Consider the following 23,623-nt stretch of genomic DNA (forward strand, 5'->3'; position numbering starts at 1 on the left):
AATGCGGTCTGCTGAATTTATACTTGCGCCATGATTAAATCTGGTCCCGTGTTCACTCGCCCCCGCACCCCAGCGGCGAAGTGCCTCCACATCATTCGACTCAACCCCGTTGTTACCCGCAGTGAACTTGTCGAAGCCACGGGACTCTCCCAGCCGACGATTACCCGCGCCACTGCCGCACTGCTGGGTGCTGGACTAATTCGCGAGCGCACGGATTTGACGCAGTCCCGCGGCCGCGGGCGCCCCACCGTGCCCTTGGAAGTGGCGGATAATGATTGGATGCTGGCTGGTATTGCGGTTGGCACCGCCTTTACCCGCATCGCCTTCTTCGACACCAAGGGACGTACCCTGCGCGAGGAAGACGTGGCTACCCCGGTGTCGCGCTTGAGTGCAAGCGATGTCATCGAGCACATCATTGCTGGTGTCAACCGCCTGATGACCGGCCTGGATCGACGTTTGGTTTCAGTCGGCGTGACCACCTCCGGCAGCGTGAACGAAGCTGGACGCATTACCGCCCACAACCTGGGCTGGGACGAGATGGATATCGCCAGCCGTCTGGAGTACCAGTTCGGCGTTCCGGTTGTTGTGTCCTCCGTCATCCCTGCCATCCTGGGATCCGAGACGCAGTCTGCGGAGCTGGGCGCGGAGAAGCCCGTCATGGTGCTCTACGCGGATGACTCCGTTGGCACCGCGCTGACCTTGGGCGATGAAATTGTGCAGCTCGAACTCGACGAAGCTGACGCCCTGGCCACGCAGGCAGTGCTTTCTGCCACTGGCGGAGACTCATTCCCAGACGTGGTCGCGAATGCTGATGAAGAAACGCGGGCGCTTCTCGACGACCGCGCGCGCTCCCTCGGGGCCACCGCTGCTGAACTTTTAACGCAGCATAAGCCCGATACCCTTGTGGTGGCCGGCGGCGCCTTCTCCGATGATCCGGCGGCCCCGAAGCTCTTTGCTTCCGCCGTGCGCCAGGCCACCGATCACCCAGTGGAGCTGCGCATGATTCCTTCGCCCACCGAGATTGTTCGCGCCTGCACCCGCGCTGTAGCGCTTGATCCGCTGCTGCGCGTTCCGCTGGAGCTTGGCCGCGAGGCGAAAGCTGCCTAAAAGTAAACCGAGTCGATTCCCGTAAAAAGGTGGGCCTTGAGCCCGAGACGCTGGGCGGCGGTGACGAAGTCCGGCCGATCATCGAAGAAGTGCGTGTCCTTGGCCTGCGCGCCGAGGGCATCCACGGCCACGAGGTAGGCCTCCGGATCCGGCTTGGCTACCCCGATATCGCAGCTCAGCGTCACGGCGGCGCATTCCTTCAGCCAAGGCTGCGTCTGGCGGATCCGAGTTCCCAGAACCGTCGGAACATTCGCCAAAATGCCGACGCTATGCCCTTGAGCAATAAACCCTAAGACCGCGCACACCATCTCTTCATCGGCGACCAACAGGCGCTCGGTGTCCAGTTCGGTCGCGTGGCTGACGTCAAAGGAGCTCAGTTCAGTCAGCGCGCGAATGCGGCCCCAATACTGCGCATCGCTCAGGTGCCCAGCATTATAGGCAGGGCGAAACTCCTCATAGATGGACCAAAAGTGCTCTACGTTTTCGGGACGGAGGTAATCCTCCAACTCAGAGTTCCCGGCGGGCCGCATGAGCACGCCGTAAAGGTCGAAGAGCAAACTTGCCATGCGCCCAGTGTAGCCAGACCGCACTAGCTCCAGTCAGCGTGCCCGCCACGAAGAGCGGGAGCGACAGCGTGCCGTGCGCCCACAACGTCGAGATGGCCCCCACGAGGAACAAGCCGCCGACGCTAAACAGGGAGCGGCTCAGCGCCGTCGATGCCGCGGCGGCGCAGAGCAACAGTGCTAGACCCGCGAACGGGCCAAGCATCACGGCGAGAGCGAAGAAGAAGGTTCCCAGCGCCATGTTCGTTGCGGCCAGCCACGTGCCGCCGACCAATGCGATCACAAGGCCGGCCAGGGCACCGCAAATGAGCATCAGGCGCGTTGTAGTCATAAAAGAAATTCTCCCACCAACCGCAGGAGGCTGTGGGAGAATTCCTAGAAACTATATGGCTTCGTTACCGTTGCGCCAGCGAACCATCGATGCGCAGCAGACCCGAGCCGTCATTGCCCACCAGCTTGAGCTGGTCAATGATTTCGGACACGGTGGACTCCTCCTCAACCTGCTCCTCGAGGAACCAGTTGATGAGGGCGCGGGAATCGAGATCCCCAGCGGCATCCGCGGTGCGGGCGATCTCCCGGATCTGCTCCGAGACCTTCTGCTCATGCGCGAGGGAGGCCTCAAAAGCATCAAGCGGGGTGGCGGCCTTGACGGAGCCGACCTGGATATCCTCCAACTCGACGCGGTAGCCACGGTCCAACAGGTGCTCAGCGAACTTCTGTGCGTGCTCGCGCTCTTCCTCTGCCTGCTTGAAGAACCAATCGCGCATACCCGGGAAGGACAGGTTGTCCATCTCGTAGGCCAGCTGGGTGTAAATCAGGGCCGCGCCGTGCTCGTTATTGACCTGGGCGTTGAGGAGCGTTTGCAGTTTCTCGTCCATGTTGATGTTTCCTTTCGTGTGTTGTTCCCACAATACAGAAAAACTCCGGGCGCGCTAGCAAGGTGATCTTAAGCAAACTCGCACGTCATAACACTTTTTCTGGTAGGTTTACCTAACCCAAATCTGAGATCCGCTGGTAACGCGCGAGGCTAACACCATCAAGGCCCCGGAATTCCACCGCTATTCCACGGCTTGCGTACTTGCTTTCCACAGCCTGGAGTACCGCCACGGTTGAGGCATCCCAGATATCGGCCTCTGAGAAATCCACGATGACCTTGTCCACCGGCAGGGTGTAATCGAAGGCATAGACCAGATCGTTCGAGGAGGCGAAGAAGAGCTGGCCGCGCACAGTGTAGACGTTGCCTTCTAGCTCCACCGACACGAGGTGGGCGACGCGGCGTGCAAAGGCCACCGAGGCGGTAAGGACACCGAGGATCACACCGACCGCTAGGTTATTCGTGACCAAAGTGCCAACCACCGTCACCAGCATGACGAGGGTTTCGCTCAGAGGCATGCGGTGAATCGTGCGCACCGAGCGCCAATCCACGGTGTGGAAAGACACCATGAACATGACGGCCACGAGAGCAGCCATGGGGATTTTCCCTACGGTGTCCCCCAACACGAGGATGAGGATGAGGAGGAAAACGCCGGCGAGGAACGTCGACAAACGCGTGCGCGCCTGTGATTCCTTGACGTTGATCATGGTCTGCCCAATCATCGCGCACACGCCCATGCCGCCGATGGCCGCGGCGAGCATGTTGCCGATGCCCTGACCCACGGATTCGCGCGTCTTATCGGAGTGGGTATCCGTGAGGTCATCGACAAGCTTGGCGGTGAGCAGAGATTCCATGAGGCCGACCAGTGCCACGCCCAGTGCATAGGGAAGGCAGAGGAGGAAGGTCTCGCGGGTAAACGGCACGTCTGGAATGACGAAACCGGGCAGGGAGGTCGGAAGTTCACCTTGATCCGCGACGTCGGGAACCTGCCACCCAAAAATTACAGTCAGCACGGTAACCACCACGATCGCCACGAGCGGGGCGGGGATCACCGTGGTGATTCGGGGCCATACCACCATGATCAGCAGGCCCAATGCGACGAGGACATACACCAGCCACGGCACGTTCCACAGGTGGCTCAGCTGCGCGGTGAACATGAGGATGCCCAGGGCGTTGACGAAACCCAGCATGACGCTGCGGGGGATGAAACGCATGAGCTTGGCGACGCCCAGCACGGCCATCACCACCTGCAGAATTCCCGCCATCCAGATGGTCAGCAGCACGTACTGCAGGCCATGCTCGTGGGCAAGTGGTGCGATGACCACGGCGACCGAACCCGCCGCGGCGGAAATCATGGCCGGGCGCCCGCCGGTGATGGCGATGGACATCGCCATGATGACGGAGGCAAAAAGACCCACCTTAGGGTCGAGTCCGGCGAGGATAGAGAAACTTAAAACTTCCGGGATGAGGGCGAGCGCAACAGCAAGCCCGCCAAACACCTCCTTGCGGAAGCGGGCGGGCGAGCTGAAGGCCGCGCGGAAAGAACCGGCGGAGGCTTCTGGCATTAATGTCCTTCCTGGAAAGAGCCATCGCGGGTGATGACCGGCAGGACCGACCACGCGAAGTTAATCCACTGGTCCGTCTTCTTCCACGAAAAGTCCGGCTCAAAGATGGTGGTCGGCTTGGTGTAGATCACCGCGGACTTGACCTCGGAAGCGGTCTGTTCCAAAAGGTTGACCACGAGGTCGAGGGTCTTGCCGGAATCCGCCACGTCATCAACGACGAGGACCTTCTTGTCCTTGAGCGAGTCCGTATCCAGCTGCGGGTTAAGGAGAATCGGCTCTGGGAGGGTCTCACCAATATCGGTGTAGAACTCCACGTTGATAGCGCCCATCTCCTTGACGCCGATGGCGTAGCCAATGGCGCCGGCCGGGATCAATCCACCGCGGGCCACGCCCACAATGAGGTCAGGGAACCAGCCCGAATCCACGATTTCCTGGGACAGGAAGCGACTGGCCTCACCGAAGACCTCCCAGGTCAGGTTCTCGCGTTCCGGGTTCCACCACTCCGGGGTGCTCATCGTCTAGGTCTCCTTCGCCAGATTTTGCATTTCTTTCAGTTTAATCATCTACCTCAGCGGAACGGAACCTCTGCCACTGTTCGCCGCAGTTTGCGGGTGCGCAGCCGCTCCGGATTCTCCGCTAGGGCCTCCACCGCGCGGACCGCGCACATGACGTGGGCCTCCTTGGAATTCGAATAAAAGGCCTGCGCTTGGGCAGGAAGTTTAGGCACGGCGTGCAATGGAAGATCGGACACGGATAGCAGTGTGCCGTACGGGATGCGGTAGCGGTAGCCGTTGGCGGCGAGGGTGCAGGATTCCATATCTACTGCCACTGCGGTGGAGTGGCGCAGCCATTCCCACAAATCCCGGGAGGTGCGCCACTCCCAGTTGCGGTCATCGGTGGAGAGCACCGTGCCGGTGCGCATGAGCGAATTGTCTTTCCCATACACCTCTTCGACGGCGGCCTCCAGCATGCGCTGGATCTCCGGGATGGCGGGAATCGGGTTGCTGGTGGTGACGGTGCCGTCGAGGATGTGGTCCTCGCGCTGGTAGGCGTTGCCCAGGATGAGATCACCGATGCGCATGCGGCCATCAAGTCCAGCGCAGTGGCCGATCATGATCCAGGCCTCCGGGCGCAGCACCGCGAGGCAGTCCGTGATGGTCTTGGCGTTAGAAGGGCCGACTCCAATGTTGATCATGGTGATGCCGTCGCCGCCGGCGGTGATGAGATCAAAGCGCGGCATCTGGTAGCGCGAGGTGAGGGTGAGCTCGTCGACGTCGAGAAGCACCGCGTCATTAGGGTGGATGGTCTCCCCCGTGGGCAGCACGAGCGCGGTGTAGCGGGAGTCTTCACGTGAGAGTTCGCGCAGGCCGAACTTAACGAACTCGGTGGTGTGCATGGCGTAGTTGGTGAACAGGATGTACTTCTGCACGGTGTCCACCTCAATGCCGGTGTAGTGCTCGATGCGGGCGCAGGCGATGTCGAAGCGCTGCGGGCCAAAGTGAAAGAGCGGTTTGTCTTTCCCATGGAAGGCTTTCCATGCGCCATCGACGATTCCGTCGTGGACGGCGTCGAGGGTGGGCCGGGGGATATTGCCCCGGTCCTGGGGAATTTCTGTAATCCCCCGGATATATTCCGGTGGGATGCGCTCATCTGATTGGCCCACGTAAATATCGCAGGGATAGTTATTGGTGAGCCGCACGAGCTGCTCTGTGAGGTATCCACGAATCAGCCATGGCTTTGATATCACCGCCGAGTAGCGGCCCTCTTGGTCCACGTAGCCGAAGGGTTCAGAGCGGTCGATGGGCGTCCACTGGCGAATATGCACGGTGATCTTCGGGTAAACCACGTGGCGGTAGGCGTCGTGGTCCCCTGAGGCCAATGCTTCACGTGCAAGCGCACAGGACTTGTCATAAAGCTCGCAGAGGCGAGCAACCGCTTCATTGACGGAATGGACATGCTGCAGGTCAGTCATGCTCGCGAGTGTATCCATGAAAGAAGCCCGCCGCGTGGAAGCGGCGGGCCCTATCCCCATGACTAATCCGGTAACGCGTACGGTGTGGAGCTCACCGCCGGTCCGTATTAGGCAAGCCTTAGCTTAGTACGAAAGTTGGATAGGGGTCAAGAGTAAACTGAAATTCCATGATCCCACTCCCCCTCGGCGCCCGCAGACATCCACGCGGCGTCTACGAAGACGACTGGTCCGCGCGCCCCACCGCCGAACGGCCTTGGCCGGTTGTTTTGATCCACGGAACCTGCGACAGCAAGGGGATATGGCAGGTTCTCGCAGGAATGCTCCGCGCAGCAGGCTGGGTCACTTTCGCTCCTGACTACGGGACCCGCGCCACCGGTCCCCTGCAGGAGTCTGCCCGGCAGCTCGACGCCTACATCAACGCCGTGCGCACCGTTACCGGCGCTGAAAAAGTAATCCTCGTCGGGCATTCACAAGGTGGGTTACTGGCGCGCTACTGGATGCGCATGCACGACGGCGCCGACTACGTCCGTCACGTCGTCTGTATCAGTGCGCCCAATCACGGCACGACCCAGGGTGGAATCGCCAGCCCCCTCTTTCGCAGCGAAAGGCAGGAGGAAGTGGCGCGCTCGCTTATCGACGCCTGGTTTGGCCCCGCCGGAATGCAGCAAGTGACCGGCAGCAAGATTGTGGAGGATACGAACCGCGGCAGTGAGGTCGAACCCGGGGTGAGCTATACGTGCATCGCCACCCGCTCCGATGCCATCGTGGTTCCGCCCAACACCTGTTTCCTCAATGGCCAGCAGGTAAGAAATATCTATATTCAGGACATCGAGCGCCTTGCCATTATTCGCCACGAGGATATGCCCATGGAAAAACGGGTCTGCCAGGTAATCCTCGAAGAACTGGAGCAACTCTAGAGTTCTAGCTCGTCCAGGATCGCATCGAAAGCCGGGCCCACTTGTGTGCGCCACAGGGTATCCACCCGATCATCCGCGCGGCCTGGTCCGCCGTTGATGGTGGCTACGCGCTTGCCCTGTTTCTTGGCCTCCAGAACGAAGCGAAAGCCGCTCATCACCGCCAGCGAGGAGCCGGCTACCAGCAGGGAGTCAGATGCGTTGACCATCGCGTAGGCAGCATCTTTCTTGTGGGTGGGAACGGGCTCACCAAAATAGACCACGTCTGGCTTGAGGCGCCGTGAGCCGCACCGCACGCAGCCGGGCATGACAAATTCTTCGACCGCTTCTTGGCTGAGGGCAACGTCGCCATCTGGATTGACGTCCTCTTTGTCTACTGCCCAGCGTTGGAGGTACGTCGGGTTGGCTGTGGCGGCGCGGGCGTCGTAGTCCGCGCGTGTTTCTTCGTATCCGCAGCTCAAGCACACCACGTGCTGCATGTCTCCGTGCAGGGCGATGAGGTTGTGCTGCCCGGCTTCCTCGTGCAGGCCGTCGACGTTTTGGGTGACAACACCTTTAAGTAGTCCGGCGCGCTCAAGTTCGACGAGGGCGTAGTGCGTGCGGTTAGGGTGTGCGGCCTGCATGACCCGCCAGCCGACGAAAGCACGTGCCCAGTAGCGGTGCGAGGCCTGCGGGTCGTGCAGGAACTCCTGATAGGTCATCGGGCGGTGGCGGCTGAGGGAGCCGTTCGGGCCGCGGTAATCCGGCACGCCCGATTCCGTGGATACGCCTGCCCCGGTGAGGACCATGACGTTGCCGTGGCGCAGTTGATCGGTGACGGCGTCTAGTGCTTGTTGTTGGGGAGTCGGCTCAGCGATCTCGGAGACAACACGGGAAATCGAGCGCAACGCAGACTGATGGGCGTGGGCAACGGCGGGATCCATGGTGCCCCAGCTTACGGAAGTGCCTCCTCATAGAGGTGATCCGAGTCGAGCTCGCCATGACGCGAGCAACGCGCGTTCCAGCCGTCCGGGCGCACCTGCACCACCATGCGGCGCCCGCACAGCTGGCAATAGCGCGGGACGTCCAGGCCCGCCGCGGCCGCCGGGTGCAAGGTGAATTCCTCGCTCAGTGGCTTGCCGGTATTGGGATGGAACAGCGGCTCTTCGCCGGCAAGGACGGCGGCGGCCAGCTCCGTCGAATTGTTCATCAGAGCGCCTTGATGGGCAGGTCGATGCGGCCGAGCATGTCGACGTCCTTTTCAATCTGCTTGCCCAGCGTGGTCAGGTAGTTGCCGGCGATGATGGCGTTGATGCCGCCGAGGAGGCCCTTTTCGGTGCCGTCGTCACCGAGCGAGAGCTCGCGGCCACCCGCAAAGCGGAGGGTTACAGACGGCATGGCCAAGCGGAAGGCGGCAACGGCGCGCAGCGCCTCACCGAGCGGGACCAGTGGGTAGTTCGCGAACGGGGTGCCCGGGCGCGGGTCGAGGAAGTTCATCGGCACCTCGCAGGGCTCGAGCTGGGCCAGCTGGTAGGCGAACTCGGCGCGGTCCTCGAGGGACTCACCCATACCGATGATGCCGCCGGAACAAATCTCCATGCCCACCGCACGAACGTTCTCGAGGGTTTCTTTGCGCTCCTCCCAGGTGTGGGTCGTGACCACGTTGGGGAAGAAGGACTTGGACGTCTCCAGGTTGTGGTTGTAGCGCTGGGCGCCCATGTCCTTGAGGCGCTGCGCCTGCTCGCGGGTGAGGGTACCTAGGGATAGGGAGATTTCGATGTCGACTTCATCCAGGATGGCCGGGATAGCCTCGGCAACCTGGGACAGGAGGTTCTCATCTGGTGCTTTGACCGCAGCCACGATGCAGAATTCCGTAGCGCCCGTCTTGGCGGTCTTCTTGGCGGCCTCCACCAGCTCCGGGATGTTGAGGCGGGCGGCGCGCACGGGGGACTCGAACAGGCCTGACTGCGAGCAGAAGTGGCAATCCTCCGGGCAGCCGCCGGTCTTGATGGAGATGATGCCTTCCACGGAGACGTCCGGGCCGCACCACTTGAGACGGGTTTGATGCGCGATGTCCGCAATCTCTTCCAGCTGCTCATCCGGGATCTGGAGAACCTGCAGGAGCTCTTCTTCGTTGAGGCCGATGCCCTGCTCCAAGGCCTTCTCGCGTGCGATATCTACGATGCTCATGCGGGAAACCTTACTTGAACACCGTTCAAGTTGTGGTAAATCGACGCATTTTATTGTGCACGGCTACTCTTTATGCCATGGATTCCACGCTCTACGACGACACCCTCGCACTACTTCAGGAGCTTATTCGCAATGCTTGCGTGAATGACCTCACGCCAGACTCCGGCAACGAGGTCCGCAACGCCGATACCTTGGAGCGGTTTTTCGCAGGCACCCCAGTGGAGATTCAGCGCTATGAATCGCACCCAGGCCGCGTCACCATCGTGGTGACCGTTCCGGGTGACCCGGACAAGGAGCCACTGACGCTCATGGGCCACACGGATGTCGTGCCTGTCGACGAGCCCAAGTGGACCAAGCTACCCTTCGACGCCGTCATCGAAGATGGCAAGCTCTACGGCCGCGGCGCGGTAGACATGCTCTTTATTACGGCGACGATGGCGGCGGTGACTCGCGATGTAGCCAAGCGCGGCAACCCAGGCGGCACCCTGGCGTTCGTGGGCATGGCGGACGAGGAGGCCCGCGGCGGTTTGGGCTCCATCTGGATGGACAAACACCACCCGGAGGCTTACTCGGTGCGCAACTGCCTCTCGGAGACCGGCGGCAGCCACCTGCCCGGCGCGCTGGGCTTCAACGTGGGCGAGAAGGGCGCGGGCCAGCGTCGCCTGCACGTGCACGGCGATGCCGGCCATGGCTCGACGCCCTTCGGCAAGGACTTTGCCATCGTCAAGATTGGTGAAGTCGCTCGCCGCATCGCCGCCGCTGAGCCGCCCGTGGCCACCGACGAGGTGTGGCAGGGATTCGTCAAGACCTTCCGCTTTGACCCCGCAACGGAAGCAGCGCTTCTCGACGGCTCCGCTACCGCCGCCGACTACGAAAAGTTCGGCAATTTGTCTGCCTACGCCCACGCCTTCTCGCACACAACGATTGCCCAAACTGTCCTGCGTGCAGGTGGTGCCATCAACGTGCTGCCCTCCCACGCCTACCTAGAGATGGACATCCGCCCCTTTCCTGGCCAGACCCAGGAGGAGCTTGATGAGTTCCTACGCGAAGCCCTCGGCGATATGGCCGAGGAGGTAGAGATCGAGCACCTTATTACTGAGGACGCCACACAGTCCTCCACCGATACTGAACTGTGGCGCTGCATTGAAGAGACCGCCCACGAGTTCTTCCCGGATAAGGAAGTGCTGCCGGTGCTGGCAACAGGTGGCTCCGACCTGCGCGTGGCGCGCCGCCGCGGTGGCAATGCCTACGGTTTTGCACTGCATGCGGAAGGCCGGGACATGGCCAGCGCAAACTCGCAGCTGCACAGCCACGATGAGCACCTTTACCTGGAAGACTTGGATTTGACTGTGAAGGCGTATTTTTCGCTGGTAAATCGTTTCCTGGCGCGTTAGTACTTGCACAAACGTGTAAAAGCTGTGGCACAATGTGGCGCATGAGAAATAAGCTTGTCCTCTGCTCCGTTGCTGCCGCCATCGGTCTGTCCGCTCCTACCGCCTCCGCCGACATGGTGGATGACTATCTGGCCAAGGTCCCGGCCGGCCAGATTTCCTGTGAGCAGGCCACCAAGTACTACACCAACCCGTCCGACTACAACAGCAAGAAGTCGCAGGCTCTCGCTGCTGCTAACTTCCACCCGCGCGGCGGCGAGATCCGTGACGCCGTTGCCCGCGCCGACGAGGCTATCGCTCGCTGCGGCCTGAACGGTGGCGGTGGTGCACCTACCAACAATGGTGGTGCCCCGACCAACAACACCGCTCCTGCCAACAACGGTGGTGGCCACAACGGCGGTCACAGTGCTCCAGCCAATAACGGCAATAACGCCCCAGCGAACAACGCTTTTCCGACCTTCCCGGTGACCATCGGCAACTTCACCTTCAACGTCCCAGACATTCTGGCGTACCTGAAGACCCTCGTCGAAGGCACCCCGCTGGCCCCGCTTTTGCCGTAGTTGCCTAGCTGAAATACGTCCCCGCGTGCAGCGCACAGCCCGTATTGAAGGCGTGCCCGCACGCGGGGCATTTATATGCCGAATATTCGGCGTAGGTCATCGTTCGGCCGCAGACCCCACACAAGACGCAGAGCTCGTCCTTCGGCATGGGCCCGAAGTCATGATCCGTTAATTCCGCATGACACAGCGAGCACGCGAACCAGCCGCCGCAGGTGTGGCACTTGTTCGCAATGACGTCGACAAGCGTGTGCCAGTGGCGGCACCGGCCTTCCGCGTCGATGGCCCCTTGGATTTGTGTCACTAGCGCGTTAGCCCCCATATGATCTGTTCGTGCACGCGCGGGTCGTGAGGTAACTGCCCATGGTCGACGGGGGCGGACTCCACGTTGGCCACGTCCGCACCCGGCACAGCGGTGAGCTCAGAGGTCCGATTTGGCGTCACGGTGTTATCCGCCGGCGAGTAGATGGACGTGTAGGTGATACCGGGCGCAGTGTCCGGCAACTGGTTGAGCTCCTCCATAAAGTCCGAGCCCTGCAACTGCTGGATGCCCGCGCTGGTGCCCAGGAAATCAACCACATCGGGCGCAATTTTGGCCGCCGTGTTGAGGGGTGTTGCTCTGTCACCCCACGTTGTCCCGTGGAAGTTCGCACCGATTGTAACCACTCGGTTCACTTCCTCTGCTGAGCCGTAGAGTTGCGTAAAGGTCTTGGTGTGCAGGCCGCCTTGGGAGAAACCGACGAGGTTTACCTTGTCTGAGCCAGTGACCTCACGGATGTGCTCGATGTGCCCGGCTATTTCGCGCCCAGAAGCATCCAGATCCGCAATGCCTTTCATGTAGTCGTAGGCGTTCTGGTACGTAATGTCCTCGGCGCCGTAGTCGAAGGCCCACACGCACATGCCCTGCTCGGTGAGTTTTGGGATGAGGTCATTCCAATCGGCCGCGTTGGCTGAGGTGCCGTGGAGAAGGACGACCGGCTCGGTGACGGAACCCGTGGGCTTGCAGTCAGGATCGTTGATGCCGAGTTCCTGCGCGGCGGAGGTCTCCATGGTCTGGGCATGCGCTGGAACAGGAGCGGCGGTGCCGAGGAGAATGGCGAGGAACGCGCGCTGCAGAAAGCCGTTTTTCATGAGAGACTAGCTTATCCTCCAAGGCTGGCCACCTGCTGTGTGATTCCTGTGCGGAATTGAGGTGGTGCTCATTAGTATGAGGAAGAGTAGCCAAAGGATCTGAAATGAAACGAATTCTCCCCCTTGCCGCTGCGCTCTTCGTACTCAGCGGCTGCACTTCTCTCGACGTCGAATCCACTCTTGAGAGTGAGACGCCACCAAGCACAAGCACCAGCGTTACTGAAACAGCAGAAGAGACCCCACACCCCACTCTTCCTGCTGCTGAGGAAAGCGCCGAAGATATCGGCATGGATCAACCGCAAGAAGAAGTCATCGGCTTCACCGAGGCGCCTGATGCGGCGCAGCCTATTCCGGTGGAGAAAACCATCGAATCCTGCGGTGACGTCTCACTGCACGAAACCGGAACCACATTCTTCAGCGATGGAACTTCTGGCTGGACACAACAGTGCGCCGACGAAATGTTGGCTGCGAATCCCCCAGTTCAAGAAGCCGCCGCGGTGTATGAAGCACCCGCCGTGCAGGAGAACTATGTTCACCCCGGCGCGTATTGCAGCGGCGGAAGCGGCGTATCAAAGCGAGGTGTCCCGATGACGTGCGCACCCGCATCTGATGGCAGGATGCGCTGGCAAAGCGCTTAAGCCTGCGTCACCGTGAAGGTCGGATTTTGAAAACGACTACAGCCCCGCATTGAAGTGTCCTGGGACTCGCCCTTCGCATCCTGGTCAAGCTTCTACGGCGCTTGCATCTACTCAGGGTGGAAAAACTGGGATACTTCAAGTCAACTTTCCTGACTAGCAAAAATAAGCTCCCGCGTGCAGCCTGCAGCCCGTATTGAAGGCATATCCGCACACACGGGGCATTTATCTCCGCGTAGGTCATCTAACGGCATACGCGCCCCACATGGCGCATAGCTCCGCTTTCGGCATACTGCCAACCCCGTCCTCGTGACACACAGTGAGCACGCAATCTAGCCGCCGCAGGTGTGTCACTTGTTTGCAATGGCGTCGACAAGCGTGTGCCAGTGGCGGCACCGGCCCTGCTCGGCACAGGCGTGAATTGGGAGATGTGGTTCGGCGTCACTGTGCTGTCCGTTGGGCAATAGAGCGACGTGTACGGCAGTTGATGAAGCTTTTCTAGGAACTGCGAGCCTCGCCCAGTGCTGGTACCGAAGAAGGAAGCCACGTCAGGAGCGACCTTCACCGCCGCGCTGAGCGCCATTCCCCTTCCTCCCCAGGTAGTGCCTTGTAAGTTCACTCACTATCGTGACGACGCGGCACAGGTCTCCATTGCCCGGGCATGCGCTGGAACGGGAGCCGCAGTGCCGAGAAGAATGGCGAGGAAAGCGCGCTGCAGAAAGCCATGTTTCGTAAGGAGCTACCTCAACTCAGCAATCTGGAAACGCACTGCATCCTCACCACAGAGAGCTCTAATCACTCTCCCCGACGACGACGGCTAACCAGCAGGAACACTCCACCCAGCAGCACGGCAAGGAGTCCTGTACCCACCAGAATGTTGAACCCTGCAACACCGGTTGCCGCCAGGTGGCCGCGACCCGAACGGGTGTCTGCGGAGTCTTCTCCCCCCTGGGTATCCTGCGCGTCTGTGTTCGACGGCTTACCCGGCTGAGCTTCCTGTCCTGGCTGCGTGACATCACCCGGAGTATTCGACGGCTCACCCGGCTGAGCTTCCTGTCCCGGCTGCGTGACATCGCTCGGAGTGTTCGGGTTCGGATCATGTGGCGTCTGGCCTTGCGGCGTGCTGCTTCCTGGCAGGCCAGGCAGCGAACCAAGATCGATGAGACCACCCGGCGTCACGGCGTCAATTATGAGGCCGCCCAGTAGTCCACCGCCACCAATCAGAGGCAGCCACGGCACCACCTGATCCAGCGAGCTGGATGGCTTGTCCGGGTCCTCTGGTGTCGGCGTCGGGGTGGCGCTCACCACGACCTTCACCGGTGCGGTGTCCTTTGTGCCATCCGGATAGGTAACCGTGATGGTGGCTTCAATGACATCGCCCGGTTTGGCGTCCTTCGGAATGTTCACCTGAAGGTCGCCCGTTTCCGTATTTGTCACGGTGACCAGCGGGTTGTCCGACTCCCACACAAGATCCTTTGGCAGGTGGAAGTCCGCCTCCTGCGGAATCTTGACCGTGCTACCCGGGGCGCCTTCCTTCGGAATGTACCCCGGTGCGTGGATCTCAGCGTCTGTCTGCGACGCGGGCGACTCCACCGTAACCGACACGGGCACGACGTCCTTCGTGCCATCCGGGTACGCGACCGTCACCGTCCCTCGGATAACGGTGCCTGGCTGCGCATCCGCTGGGATCTTCACCGTCACCGTACCGTCCTCAGCCACCATAACGGTATCCGGATTATCAGACTCGAACTGAGTCTCCGGGGGCAGCGGTTCTTCCTTCTCACCAAGGACAACTGGCAATGTCACGTTCTTACCCGGCTCACCACTCTGCGGCACATACGCCGGGGTGTGCTGATTAGCCTGCGAAGAGCTGACATCCGGTTCGGTCACGATGATGGTGACCGTAGCCTCATCCTTAGTGCCATCCGGATAGGTAGCCGTGATTGTCGCTTCAATGACATCGCCCGGCTTCGCGTCCTTGGGCACGCTGACCGTAACCTTGCCGGTTTCCTTGTCAACCTTGACGCTACCGCTGTCCGAAGTAAAGGTTGTGCCTGGCGGCAAACCATTGTCACCGGTCTGCTCAACCGTTACCTCTTCGCCCGGATCCGCCTGAACCGGAACATAGGCCGGGTTGTTCACAGCCGCATCGCTCGGCTTTGGTGTCTCGCTGACACGTACCGTCACCGGCACCACATCGCTTGTGCCATCCGGGTAGGTCACCTTGACCAAGGCAGTCAGGATATCGCCCGGCTGAGCCTTCTTCGGAACCTTGACGGTCACGACGCCCGTTTCAGGATCCACACTGAACCCTTCGGTCTCGGAGTCCATGCTGAACGTCGAACCGTCAGGCAGATTTGTATCGCCCTGTTGCTCAAGCAACACGAAAGTATCGGCTGGGCCTTCCCCTGCCGCATAGCCCGGTGTGTGCGTGTGCACGTTCGTTGCGCCCGGCTTGTCGACGACCACGCTTACCGGCAACGTATCACGCGATCCGTCCGGGTAAATCGCGGTAACCTTCGCCGTAACAATCTGACCCGGTACAGCATCAGCAGGAACGCGCAGCTCAGCCCGGCCGGTCACAGGATCCACCGTGACAATTGGGTCTTCGCTGATAAACGTAGTGTTTTCAGGAAGAGTAGTGTCCCCGGTTTGCTCAAGAGCCACCACGGAACCCGGAAGGCCCTTGCCCGGCAAGTAACCCGGTTGGTTCAGCCCCGCCTCAGCCACAGGTGCGGGAGAGACAGTGAGCGTCACCGGAATGCTATCGGTTGAACCATCCGGATAAGTCACGGTGATGGTGGCCTTCAGCACGTCACCAGGCTTGGCGTCGCTAGGCACAGCGACACTGATCTGGCCCGTCACCGGATCAACCACAAAGGCGGGGTTATCGGATGCATACTGTGAACCTTCAGGCATGACAACATCGCCATCTTGGTTCATGGGGATTGTCTGCCCCGGCGCACCGGTAGCCGGAAGGTAGCCCGGCGTGTTAGCCAGCGCATCACTGAGCATCTCTTCCGTCACCACGACGCTAACAACGACCTCGCGCGTACCGTCAGGATAGGTCACTTCGATGTTGCCGGTGAGGACGTCGCCCACCTTGGCATCCGCCGGAATAACCGCGGTGACCGTTCCAGTGTCTGGATCAACGCTAAAGTTCGGCGAGCTGGTGGTGAACTTCGTGCCCGATGGCATATTCGTATCACCCGTCTGCGGAATGCTCAGCGTCTTACCCGGTGCGCCAGCACCCGGCAGGTAACCCGGGGTGTTGTCCGTAGCGTCGGTCACTGTCGGATTGTCAACCACCACGGACACAGGAACAATGTCCTTGCTGCCGTCCGGGTAGGTCACCGTAATCGTGCCCGTGATGGCACTTCCCGGGGTAGCGTCATCAGGTACGTTGGCGACGATGTCCCCGGTAATCGGATCCACCTTAAACGCTGAGTTATCAGACTCGAACTTTGTTCCCTCAGGCAGCGACGGTGCGCCGACCTGCGGCATAGCGACCGAAGCGCCCGGGGCTGCGTGCCCTGTCGCATAACCCGGAGCATGTCCCTGAGACTGCGTTTCAGGGGTCTGCCCCACCACTACGGCAACCGGAACGACATCGGTGCTGCCATCCGGATACGTCACGGTCACGCTGCCCGTGATGACGTCTCCTGGTTTGGCATCAGCAGGAACAGTAACCGAGACCTCACCTGTGCGCGAATCAACCGTGACAGAGTCATCGGACGCAGTGAACATGGTTCCCTCCGGCAGTGAGCTTGCACCTGTCTGCGGAATGATTACGGTTTGTCCGGGCGCACCGTTTCCAGAAGCATAAGAGGGAGAATTCTCCGCTGCTTGAGTCTGCGGCACGACCGGTGGGTCAGTGACGACGACAGACACGACGACCTTGTCCGTCGACCCGTCGGGATAGGTCACAGTCACCTCGGCCTCGATGACATCACCAGGACGTGCGCTCTCCGGAACGTCCACGGTCAGTTCACCAGTGCTTGGGTCAATAGTGACGCCATCCCCGGTGGCTTCAAACGAAGTGCCGGATGGTACCTCGTCACCGGAATTGGGGATGGTGAGCGTGGTGCCCGGTGCAGCCTGTCCATTGACGTAGCCCGGGGTGATCTGGGAAGCGTCGGTCGTCGCCGACGGCTGGACGGTCACGCTCACCGGAACCTCGTCGATGGAACCGTCCGGGTAGGTCACCGTGATGGTGGCCGTGAGGACCTCGCCAGGCTGCGCATTCGCGGGCACGGTGACAGTCACCTCCCCGGTCTCCGGATCCACATCAAACGCGGGATTATCAGATTCGAAAGTGCTACCAGCCGGCAGCGCCGAATCGCCCACCTGCGTCAGCGTGGTTTCTTCTCCTGGTTCGGCCTTACCCGGAGTCCAGGCTGGAGTGTGCTCATCGGCGGTCGTCGAAACTGCATCAGGGTCCAGCACGGTAATGGTGATGTCCTGGGTATCCTTCGTGCCATCCGGGTACGTCACGGTAATCGTCGTGGTGATGGTCTCACCCGGCTGCGCGTCGGAAGGAACCTCCACGGACACCTCACCGGTGCTCGAATCGATGGTGACCTGCGGATCATCCGACTCTATCGTGGTACCGGACGGAAGCTCCTTATCGCCGATATTCGGCAATGTCACCGTGTCACCGGGCTCCGCGGAAGCAGCCGGGGCCCAAGCCGGGGCATGCGCGGTGGCATCGTCAGCACTGGCAGCAGGAGCCTCAACGGTGATGTTCACGACAACCTTATCCGTCGAGCCGTCTGGATAGGTCACCGTGATGGTGGCCGTGAGGACCTCGCCAGGCTGCGCATCCGCGGGCACGGTGACAGTCACCTTCCCGGTCTGCGGATCCACCTCAAACGCAGGGTTATCGGATTCGAAAGTGCTACCGGCCGGCAGCGCCGAATCGCCTACCTGGTCCACGGTCAGCTTCTCACCTGGCTCTCCGCCGGTGCTGAGATAACCCGGGGCATGAGAATCTGCTTGTGGAGCGTTCGGCTCCGCCTGCTCTTGAACCACGACCGCGACAGGAACCGTGTCGGTAGAACCGTCGGGGTACGTCACTGTAATAACTCCGGTGATGACATCGCCGGGTTTAGCGTCCGCCGGAACGTCAACAGTTACCTCACCGGTCTTCGGATCGACGCTAAATCCCGAGGAGGAGGTGTCAAAGGACGTGCCTTCAGGCAGGGCTGGCCCATCGGCGAGATCGACCTTGGCGGACGAGCCTGCCGTAGTCTCCACGGAGGGGTAGGCGGGTGCAAATTCATCGGCTTGCGTGCTCGTTGCCGGAGTTTCCTCCACGACAAGGTGGACAGGTACCTCTTCGGAGGAGCCATCAGGATAGGTCACCGAAATGAGCCCCGTGATGACATCCCCCGGCTTGGCGTCCGCAGGGATGCGCGCCGTGACGTCGCCGCTCTTCGGATCCACGGTGAAGGCCGGATTGTCAGAGGTGTACTTCGTGCCCTCAGGCATGCTGGTATCGCCTACCTGCGCTGCCTTCTGGGTAGAACCAGCGACACCGCTCATGGGCAGGTAACCCGGCGCGTTCTGATCTGCCTGGCTAGCGGCTGGGGCAGCAACGGTGACGATGACAGGGATCATCTCGGTGGAACCGTCAGGATAGGTCACGGTCACGTTGGCGGTAATAGTCTCGCCCGGCTTAGCGTCCGTGGGAACCTTGACGGTCACTTCCCCAGTGTCGGGATCTACTGTTACAGCCGGGTTATCGGAGGTGTACTTCGTGCCCACAGGCATGAGCAGGTCACCGAGTTGCTCCATCCTCACAGTCGATCCAGGATCGCCTTGCGCGGGCATGTAGCCCGGCTGGTTGCGGGCAGCATCGGTGAGCGGGGTCTCGATAACGGTCACATCAACGGGGACGTTGTCACTCGTTCCGTCCGGGTAGGTCACCGTGATCACGCCCGAGAGGACATCACCAGGGGTCGCTCCTGCAGCGATTGTCGCAGTCACCGTTCCGGTCTGCGGATCCACACTAAAGTTCTCACTCTCGGTGGCAAACTTCGTGCCCTCTGGAAGGTTTGTGTCCCCAATCTGGGTCATCACAACGCTGGTGTTAGGCGCCCCTGTCTTTTGGAGGTAACCCGGCGTGTGGGCGTCAGCCTGAGTTTGTGCAGGCTGCTCCACCACAATGGACACGGGGACCGTCTCCGTCGAACCGTCCGGGTACGTCACGGTCACTGCGCCACTCAGAATATCGCCCGGTGCGCTATCTGCACCCACGGTGGCGGTAACGCGACCCGTAACCGGATCCACGGTGAAGACGCCCGGCGGAGTGCTGGCGGAAATGTCATATCGTGCTCCGCCCGGCATGTCCGCATCACCGATCTGCTCCATTGTTACCGACCGTCCTGGGGCAGAGGAACCGGGGAGATAGGCGGGGCTGTGTTCATCCGCCTGCAGCTGTGGCTGCGCTGGCAGCGGCGAAACAACAACAGAAGCCGGAACCTTATCAGTGGTGCCGTCGGGATAGGTCACGGTAATGGTCGCTGTGAGGACGTCACCAGGGGTGGCATTCGATGGTGCAGTGACCGTCACCTTCCCGGTAGCGGGATCGACCACAAAGTTGTCGTTGTCCGACGTGTAGGTGGTACCCGCGGGCATGCTGGTATCCCCGACTTGCGGCAGCTCGGTGGAGCTACCAGCCGGCACGTCGCCGGAAACATAGCTCGGGGAATGCTCACCCGCCATGTCGGTCTGCGGGGCAGCGATGGCGGTGACGGAGACAATCACTTCGTCGGTGCTGCCATCGGGGTAGGTCACAGTGACCTTAGCAGTGACGACCTGGCCCGGTTGGGCGTCGGCAGGCACTGTGTAGAGCAGCTGACCTGTTTCTTCCGACACGCTAAAGGCAGGGTTATCCACGCTGAAAGTCGAACCTTGCGGGATTTCATTCTCACCGGTTTGGTCCAGCACCACGTGGGAGCCTGGAATACCTGTGGCCGGCTGGTAACCGGGGCTATGGGTTGCGGCAGCATCCGGCGGTGGCGTTTGCACGACCGCAGACAGCGGTGCCTTGTCGACGGTGCCGTCCGGGTAGGTAATCGTCACGGTGCCGGTGATCACATCACCTGGTTGTGCATCAGCCGGAATGTGTGCAGTGACCTCACCAGTGGTTGGGTCCACCACGAAATTTGGATTATCGGACTTGAAGGTCGTGCCTTCCGGCAGTTTCTGATCCCCAATCAGTGGCATGGAAACCTGGCTGCCCGCTTGTCCCTCCGTCGGGGCATACGCCGGATCATTGAGTGTATTGGCGGGAATACCCGTCACGGTCACCGCAGCGTCAATATAGTCCTTGGTGCCATCCGGATAGGTCACAAGCACTGGAATGACGTAGTTGCCAGGAGTGACCTCTGCTCCCGGCTGCGCGGTGAGTTCACCATCCTTGGCAATCGTAACCCAGTCGGGGGCAGTGGGGCCGAGCTCAAAAGTGGTCTCACGCGGCGTCGATGTCTTGTCCGGATTCAGCGGCGGGGCAATGATGACCTTCTGTCCCGCTTGAACGGTGGCGTCACTGTAGTCAGGGTCATTGACGGTATCCAGCGGAGCGGCAGTAACGGTGAAGCTATAAGGAACGTTATCTACGGTTCCATCTGGATAGGTCACGGCTATCGTGCCGGAAATAACGGTTCCCGCCACCGCGTCTTTGTCCACAGTGATGGAGAGCTCACCGGTGGAGGGATCAACCACAACCGCCGGATTCTCAGTCGCTTCGGCGTACGTCGCACCTGCGGGCACGTTAACATCGCCACCCTGAGCGACGGTTACGGTACTGCCGGGAACACCAGAGCTATCCGCATAGGAGGGTGAATACTTATCTGCATCCGTCGGCGCCGCCTGGGTGACGGTGATCACCACGTCAATGGAATCTTGGGTGCCGTCCGGGTACGTGACAGTCACTGGGATCGTGTAGGGGCCTTCTGCCACGCTGCGGGCTGGGGATACGGAAATAGAACCATCGGCGTTGACGGTAGCCCACTGCGGCAGGTTGCTGGCAGCGTACTTCGTACCATCCGGCAGGGCATTGCCGGCAGCATCCGTGGGGGCGGGCACCGTCGTAGCGGTACCCGCTTGAACTGCGGTATCAGCATAATCCGGATCGATGGAATCCGTCATTGGGGCAGCCGTGACAGTCAGCTTGACCGGGACGGTATCCGTGGTGCCATCCGGGTAGGTCACCGTGATTTCAGAGGTGGTGGTTCCGGCGGGAACGTCAGCGCCTGGTGCCAAGGTAATGGAACCATCTGGGTTGAGCGTGGCCCACGAGGGAAGCGTGGAGGAGCTGAAGCTAGTTCCCGCCGGCAACGTGGAACCGTCGGTATTCAGCGGCGCGGGAATGGAACCTGTCGAGCCCTGTACGGCTGTTCCATCGCGATAAGAAGGATCGTTCGTGTCCGTTAACGGACCCTGCTCAACCGTCATGGAGACGGTGTCTGTCTGGGTGGCCTCTGAGCCGTCCGCAAGCTTGACGGTGTAGGTGACCTTGATGTCCTGCGGCCCCGCAGTGGTGGGAGTACCCACTATTTTTCCGGCGTCTGGATCCCAGCGCAGGCCGGCGGGCAAGCCCGTGACATTAGTAATTCCGGTTACCGACGCGCCCTCAGGCAGGCCGGTGATTGCCGGAGTTTCTCGGTATTCCTTGCCAGCGGTAGCCGGTGGCGCGGGGGCGTCAGTAATAGTAATGGCACTGTGCGTAGTGCGATCGACGGTGTTGCCATCTGGGAAAGTAACCCGTGCCGTCAACGACACGTCATAGGTGCCCGGGGAGTTGGGCTTGCCTGTAATAGCGCCAGTCTTCGGATCGATGCTAAGACCATCAGGAAGCCCGGTTGCGGAATAGACTACCGTAGCGCCCGATGGGACGGACTGGCTAAAGGTTCCTTTGTAGTCATCTCCTACTGAACCCCACGGCGAAGTAACCGTGGACCGGATCACCGCGAAGGAATCGGCACCAAAGTCCTGTCCAGCCGGATCGACAAGATATGCGGTATAAGTCGGGGAGCCGGAGACATTCGCAGGAACAGTAAGCGGCGCGCCGGACAGTTCACCCAGGCTATTGGTGGTCAGCTGTGTCTCAGACTTCGTCCCGTCTGAGCCCTCCCAGCGAATCGTGTAGGTGGTATTAGGCACCAAACCAGTAGCCTTCACCGTTGCGGTATCTCCCGGGGACGCCGGGTTGGTAGACGTATCGTAGGTCAGCACGTCAAAATGCGGCTTTGCAGGGTACAGCGGGAAGTTGATGGGGCTCAAGCCATCTTGCCCATTATTCGAGCCCTGAACCAACGCCGCGTCGTTGCCATTTTGGAAGTACGGCCCTTGGAAGGAGCTCTGCGCGTAGTTGGCGTTATCACCAATCACCGGGTACACGTACATGTATTTAGTGTTGATGTGCTTGGACTGACGGTTTCCCTTCAGCCAGCTACCGGAATTTGCCGTAGCCGGTGTCCCCCACTTTCCATTGGCTGCCTCATCCAAGATTCCCTTGTTGGTGTAGCTATTTCCCCACAGACCGGTGAATTGGAGGTTGTATTCGCCGCGGCTATCGGTAAAACCACTCACGGTTTCCGCGATGGCAGACTTGCCCGGATTCTGCGCCTCATACGCCGCCATAATCTGTTTCTGCGCCGCCGCAAATTGGGCGGGGGTGTAATCTGGGTTCTTGTCTACCCAGGCATCAAACTGGCGGGCAACCTCATCGTTGACATAGGAGCCACGCACCTCGACCTTTGGCGCTGCTTTATCCCCTAGTGCCGGGTTGTACACGGGATAGGCGGTAGCGCCCCACGAGTGAGCCGTGTCCCAGAAGACGTTGCCGCTGACGAATCCTCCCGACTGCGTGGCCGTGGAGTTACTCGTCGTAGGCTCGGGCAACGACAGCCATGATTCAGGTTTCTTCTGCAAAGAGATGCGCCAGTTGTAGACGTGATTTGCGCCCGCTGCCAAGTTCCACGCGGCGTTATCACGCTGCGTGGACGTACCGATCGGGTTCGACTCGGTAAAGGAGACCACGTACCCATCGGGAGCCACAGCCCACACCTTGAGCTGCTCACCCGGCGTGGCGTCGAACGTATGCGTCTTACCCTTGGCATCCACCCACGGTTTCATCAACAGGGAATACTGACCATCAGTGCCATTAATGTTGCGGGATACCGTAGTGTAGGTCGGCGACACAGCGCCATCGGTATCCACAAAGTAGGCGTTAATGGTCACACCGTTGATGCGCGAATCGCCCACGCTGGATTCGAAGAAGTTGTGCAGACCGCCGTTGTCAACGAAGATGTCGCCATTAACGGTATGGCGCCCCATCCAGATGCCGTCAGACTGTACAACGTCAGCCGTCCTCACGATGGCGGGCTGTTCGGGCAAGTCGGCATCACGGTTGGTGGTGACCACTACACCGGTAGTAACTAGCGCTAAGAGGGCACCCGCGTTAATAACGGCGCGCAGGTTTGCGTTCTTAAAGCCCAGTGCGAAGGTGCCGAAGCGAGTGAACGGTTTACGGCGGCGGGGGTGGGACATAGAGAGAGCCTCCGAAAAATTAGAAACAGTGCGTGCGTGCTGGATCTAAGACATGCACGCGTTATTCGACGAGCGGCCACGCAGAACCTCAAGGACGCACTACATGGAACATTACAAAGATAATCGTAACGGACTTATGACTCGCATGTATCTCGAACTTAATGCCCGTGAGCATGGAAATCTCGGGC

17 protein-coding genes are annotated in these 23,623 nt (G+C 60.6%); 5 read left to right on the forward strand and 12 right to left on the reverse strand.

All coding sequences use genetic code 11. The features are described 5' to 3' along the window. The first annotated feature begins 30 nt into the window (after positions 1 to 30). Complete coding sequence (locus ABZS45_RS10265) at positions 31 to 1,107, forward strand: ROK family protein (protein WP_412099729.1); 1,077 nt, start codon at positions 31 to 33, stop codon at positions 1,105 to 1,107. Here the strand turns inward: ABZS45_RS10265 and ABZS45_RS10270 are convergent. The 6 genes from ABZS45_RS10270 to amn form a co-directional block, all read right to left on the reverse strand. Further along, positions 1,104 to 1,673, reverse strand: a complete 570-nt coding sequence (locus ABZS45_RS10270) for an HAD-IA family hydrolase (RefSeq protein ID WP_412099730.1) — start codon at positions 1,671 to 1,673, stop codon at positions 1,104 to 1,106. The genes ABZS45_RS10265 and ABZS45_RS10270 overlap by 4 nt on opposite strands. Continuing rightward, positions 1,615 to 2,001 (reverse strand): hypothetical protein, encoded by a 387-nt coding sequence (locus ABZS45_RS10275; protein WP_412099731.1) that lies wholly within the window; start codon positions 1,999 to 2,001, stop codon positions 1,615 to 1,617. Before ABZS45_RS10275 ends, ABZS45_RS10270 begins: the two co-directional genes overlap by 59 nt. Positions 2,002 to 2,065: 64 nt before the next feature. Next, the gene (locus tag ABZS45_RS10280) at positions 2,066 to 2,548 is read right to left on the reverse strand and encodes a ferritin (RefSeq protein ID WP_070645020.1); all 483 of its coding nucleotides are present in this window, start codon (positions 2,546 to 2,548) and stop codon (positions 2,066 to 2,068) included. A 112-nt stretch (positions 2,549 to 2,660) separates the two neighbouring features. Beyond that, a complete protein-coding gene (locus ABZS45_RS10285) occupies positions 2,661 to 4,109 on the reverse strand; it encodes a SulP family inorganic anion transporter (RefSeq protein ID WP_412099732.1) in 1,449 nt (482 codons plus the stop codon). Next, complete coding sequence (locus ABZS45_RS10290; RefSeq protein WP_010188260.1) at positions 4,109 to 4,624, reverse strand: phosphoribosyltransferase; 516 nt, start codon at positions 4,622 to 4,624, stop codon at positions 4,109 to 4,111. The genes ABZS45_RS10285 and ABZS45_RS10290 overlap by 1 nt, the downstream gene beginning before the upstream one ends. A 53-nt stretch (positions 4,625 to 4,677) precedes the next feature. Beyond that, a complete protein-coding gene (amn, locus tag ABZS45_RS10295) occupies positions 4,678 to 6,081 on the reverse strand; it encodes an AMP nucleosidase (RefSeq protein WP_412099733.1) in 1,404 nt (467 codons plus the stop codon). Positions 6,082 to 6,248: 167 nt separating this feature from the next. On the opposite strand from amn, the gene ABZS45_RS10300 reads away from it, so the two are divergent. After that, complete coding sequence (locus ABZS45_RS10300) at positions 6,249 to 6,998, forward strand: esterase/lipase family protein (protein WP_412099734.1); 750 nt, start codon at positions 6,249 to 6,251, stop codon at positions 6,996 to 6,998. Here ABZS45_RS10300 and ABZS45_RS10305 read toward each other — a convergent pair. The 3 genes from ABZS45_RS10305 to bioB are packed head-to-tail and all read right to left on the reverse strand — an operon-like array spanning position 6,995 to position 9,164. Beyond that, complete coding sequence (locus ABZS45_RS10305; protein ID WP_412099735.1) at positions 6,995 to 7,918, reverse strand: Sir2 family NAD-dependent protein deacetylase; 924 nt, start codon at positions 7,916 to 7,918, stop codon at positions 6,995 to 6,997. The genes ABZS45_RS10300 and ABZS45_RS10305 overlap by 4 nt on opposite strands. An 11-nt stretch (positions 7,919 to 7,929) precedes the next feature. Next, on the reverse strand, positions 7,930 to 8,184 hold the full coding sequence (locus tag ABZS45_RS10310; RefSeq protein WP_101736513.1) for a hypothetical protein: 255 nt from the start codon (positions 8,182 to 8,184) through the stop codon (positions 7,930 to 7,932). Next, the gene (gene bioB, locus ABZS45_RS10315; RefSeq protein WP_412099736.1) at positions 8,184 to 9,164 is read right to left on the reverse strand and encodes a biotin synthase BioB; all 981 of its coding nucleotides are present in this window, start codon (positions 9,162 to 9,164) and stop codon (positions 8,184 to 8,186) included. Before bioB ends, ABZS45_RS10310 begins: the two co-directional genes overlap by 1 nt. Before the next feature lie 77 nt (positions 9,165 to 9,241). Here bioB and ABZS45_RS10320 point away from each other — a divergent pair, with 77 nt between their 5' ends. Further along, a complete protein-coding gene (locus ABZS45_RS10320; RefSeq protein ID WP_412099737.1) occupies positions 9,242 to 10,558 on the forward strand; it encodes a M20/M25/M40 family metallo-hydrolase in 1,317 nt (438 codons plus the stop codon). Between the two features lie 41 nt (positions 10,559 to 10,599). Next, positions 10,600 to 11,115 (forward strand): hypothetical protein, encoded by a 516-nt coding sequence (locus tag ABZS45_RS10325; protein WP_412099738.1) that lies wholly within the window; start codon positions 10,600 to 10,602, stop codon positions 11,113 to 11,115. A 4-nt stretch (positions 11,116 to 11,119) separates the two neighbouring features. Here ABZS45_RS10325 and ABZS45_RS10330 read toward each other — a convergent pair whose 3' ends face one another. Beyond that, complete coding sequence (locus tag ABZS45_RS10330; protein WP_412099739.1) at positions 11,120 to 11,434, reverse strand: CHY zinc finger protein; 315 nt, start codon at positions 11,432 to 11,434, stop codon at positions 11,120 to 11,122. After that, entirely contained in the window at positions 11,416 to 12,243 is an 828-nt protein-coding gene (locus ABZS45_RS10335; RefSeq protein WP_412099740.1) for an esterase/lipase family protein, read from the reverse strand. The genes ABZS45_RS10330 and ABZS45_RS10335 overlap by 19 nt, the downstream gene beginning before the upstream one ends. A 104-nt stretch (positions 12,244 to 12,347) precedes the next feature. Between ABZS45_RS10335 and ABZS45_RS10340 the strand changes: the two genes are divergently transcribed. Continuing rightward, the gene (locus ABZS45_RS10340) at positions 12,348 to 12,881 is read left to right on the forward strand and encodes a hypothetical protein (protein WP_412099741.1); all 534 of its coding nucleotides are present in this window, start codon (positions 12,348 to 12,350) and stop codon (positions 12,879 to 12,881) included. Positions 12,882 to 13,673: 792 nt separating this feature from the next. Here ABZS45_RS10340 and ABZS45_RS10345 read toward each other — a convergent pair. After that, positions 13,674 to 23,435 carry a Rib/alpha-like domain-containing protein gene (locus ABZS45_RS10345; protein WP_412099743.1) on the reverse strand — a complete coding sequence of 3,254 codons (9,762 nt, stop codon included), beginning with the start codon at positions 23,433 to 23,435 and terminating at the stop codon, positions 13,674 to 13,676. Positions 23,436 to 23,623 lie beyond the last annotated feature (188 nt).

This window comes from Corynebacterium aurimucosum (assembly GCF_046895345.1).
Lineage (GTDB): Bacteria > Actinomycetota > Actinomycetes > Mycobacteriales > Mycobacteriaceae > Corynebacterium > Corynebacterium aurimucosum_G.